Raw genomic sequence first — 3295 nt, forward strand, 5'->3', positions numbered from 1 at the left:
TCGCCCTCGCGTACAGCCTTGATAGCGGGCTTTGCGAGCGGCTCCATGCGTACGAACCACTGCTTTGAAACCATCGGCTCGATGGTGGTGTGGCAGCGGTAGCAGGTGCCTACGTCGTGGGTGTGTGGCTTGACCTGCTTGAGCAGACCGAGGTCGGTTAGGTCGGCGAGAACGGCTTCTCTCGCTTCGGCGGTGGTCATGCCTGCGTACTTGCCGCAGTCGATGACCTCCGGCTCGTTCTCGGCGAGTCTGCCCTTTGCCTTGAGCTCTTCATATGCCTCAACGTCAGCCTTGCCTGTCATGTGGCCGTCGTAGGTGAATACGCGTACGATAGGCAGGCTACAGCGCTGACCTACCTCGTAGTCGTTGGGATCGTGGGCAGGTGTAATCTTAACAACGCCCGTACCTTTTTCCATATCTGCGTGCTCGTCGCAGACAATCGGAATCTCCTTGTTGAGCAGCGGAAGGATAACGTGGCAGCCGTGGAGGTGCTTGTAACGCTCGTCCTCGCTGTTAATTGCAACGGCGGTGTCGCCGAGCATTGTCTCGGGACGGGTCGTGGCGATTTCGAGCATCTCGCCCGTTTCCTTTACGGGATAGAGAATGTGCCAGAAGTGACCCTGCTGTTCCTCATACTCGACCTCTGCGTCGGAGATAGAGGTGTTGCAGTGCGGACACCAGTTTACCATGCGGTTGCCGCGGTAGATTTTGCCGTCCTCATAGAGCTTGACGAAAACCTCGCGTACCGCCTCGGAGCAGCCGTCGTCCATTGTGAAACGCTCGCGCTCCCAGTCGCAGCTAACGCCTAATTTGCGCAGCTGTCTTGTGATTCTGCCGCCGTACTCGCGCTTCCATTCCCACGCGCGCTCGAGGAACTTCTCGCGTCCGAGGTCGTCCTTGGAAACTCCCTCCTTGCGCATAGCCTCAACGATTTTCGCCTCTGTAGCGATAGACGCGTGGTCGGTACCGGGTACCCACAAAGCGGCATAGCCTGACATACGCTTGTAGCGGATAAGGATATCCTGCAGTGTTTCGTCAAGCGCGTGGCCGATGTGCAGCTGACCCGTGATGTTGGGCGGCGGCATAACAATAGTATACGGTTTTTTATCGGGATCCGCTTCTGTGTGGAAATAATTTCCCTTGAGCCAGAAGTCGTAAATTTTGTCCTCAAATTCAGAGGGCTTATAGGATTTTGCCATCTCCTTAGCCATAAAATCGCTCCTTAAATATATTTGTTTGCATACCGTATTATTATCGCATTTTACGGCGGTTTTGTCAAGGTTGAAGGTAGATAAAACGAAAAAAGCGCGGCATAAGCCGCGCCTTTCACTCATCTGTATGGGTTTTGATAGTACCAGCTGGTTTTGTTCAGCTTGTTGTCCTTGTCGAGCACGCCGATCTCGCGCATTGCTTTCAGGGTTTGAGTGTAATCCTCGCTTACATAGCCCCTGTCGCCGTCGGAATCGCCGTGAGTCATAAGGCTGAGCATCTCGCCGAGGAAGGAGTTCCCTTCAAGGTTGTCATTCTTTCGGTACCTGATATTTATGCAAACTACTGCATCCTTCGGCTCAACCTCGCCGTGTTCGGCAAAGTCCTTTCGGTAAGCCTCCATCACCTTCTCGATATCAGCCCTGGCAGAAGGATTGTATTCGTCCTCCTGAATGGTGAGAGGCGAGTACAAGTAGTAACTGCCCCAATCGTTGTCATCGTCGGAAACAGACAGGGAGTTGATCTCGTCATATTTCGCGTTCATTATGCTGCTGTAGCGCAGGAAGTATTCCTCGTCATCGAGCAGGTCGTTAATATTCGTTTCGTCAATGGTGAAATCGCTGAACGTTCCGTACTGCTCGTAGTAGCATCTGGTTACGGTAAAGCCGTTGTTCAGCTTGTAGGACACCACATATTCCTTGTTGTAGAGCGAGGACGAGAAGCCGCTCAAAAACATGTTCGCCCAGATATCCGCATATGGGTTGTAGCTCGTGCTGTCGAGCCTGCCGACAATGCCGTGGTGGAAATATGTGATGCTGCGGATATCATCGGCGTCGGTATAGTCGTCGGCGGCGAGATTTCCGAGCTGCACGGCGTTGAGCTTGCCCGTAAAATAGCAGTCCTCAAGGTCTATTACGCCCGCGCTCTTGATATTCTCCGTTACGGGGACGAAGCGGTTGTAGCCCGTTATATCAAAGCTGAGCACAAACATCACGCCTGCCGTAAGGACGACCAGACCGCCGAGAGGAATCGCGGTTTTGATGAGCTTGTTTACCCCGCGGTAGAGGATCATATGTGTAATGACGTAGGCGGGAACACTGCCGAGCACAAAGCCGAACATGAAGCCCGCGAACGGAATGAAGAACACTCCGAGAGCGCCGAAGATGCTGCCGAGGAACATTCCGAAGTCAAAGGCGACGAGCACCTTGACCATGTAGGCGGGCAGCCAGTAGGCAAACGAGGTCTGGGCGCATTCGGCGCGTCTTTTCTTCACAAGGAAGATTCCGAGCGCAAGGCACGCCGCCGTGAAGATGATCCAGTATATGATATTTCCGCCGCTGTAAGCCGATAGCGGATTGAGCGCCTTCATGATGAAGCTGTTCTCGTAAATCATCAGCGGCATTCCGTGCAGGAAGGACATCACTGTGCCCTTAATGAACATAGCCGCTACGACATAGGCGAAGTTTATCGCGATAAAGGCGATGACGCTGTTTACAGTGGTGCCGCAGCAGACCGCGAGCAGACCGTAGAACGAAACACAGGCGATCGAGCCGAGCAGCAGGTTGAGATAGAGGCTCGTGACCTCGTTGACGAGAGGCTGACCGAAGCATACCGAAATCAGCGCGATAATTGACAGGAAGAACATCGTCGGCACGATCGAGAAGATGTACGCCGAAACAGTCTTTGCGACATAGAACGTGCGCCTGCTTATCGGAAGCGCGCCGTACATATCAGCCTTGCGCTTGTTGTGCAGATATGAGTAAATCCGTATGGTGTAGATGATCGTGAAAACCGCGTTGAGGAAGAATACCACGTAGGACGCGATGATCTGAAAAACCTTGACGGCGGTTCTGACCGCGTCGTAGTCGATGCTTGCGGCATTCGCCGTGCTCCATGAATCCGTCGCCTCGGAAAAGCCCACGACAAGGCAGATAGTGAATATCACCGTTGTGAACACGCCTGCCAGAATCGCGAAAACCAGCAGCGCGCCCGAGCAGTTGCGCAGCTCCCACTTGAAGGTCGTCAGGCACTGCCTTAATCTGCTCTTAGAGGATACTGTTTGTGTCATAGCCCGCAGCCCCCATTT

At 53.6% G+C, this 3295-nt stretch carries 2 protein-coding genes; both read right to left on the reverse strand.

The genetic code is table 11. The annotated features are described in order from the left end of the window. Positions 1 to 1211: class I tRNA ligase family protein (locus JKK62_RS07200; protein ID WP_201427331.1), on the reverse strand; the 1211-nt coding region annotated here is incomplete at its 3' end. 119 nt (positions 1212 to 1330) lie between these two features. Continuing rightward, a partial coding sequence (locus JKK62_RS07205) for an ABC-2 transporter permease family protein (RefSeq protein WP_207752156.1) occupies positions 1331 to 3295 on the reverse strand: 1965 nt, incomplete at its 5' end.

The sequence above is a fragment of the Ruminococcus difficilis genome (assembly GCF_016680995.1).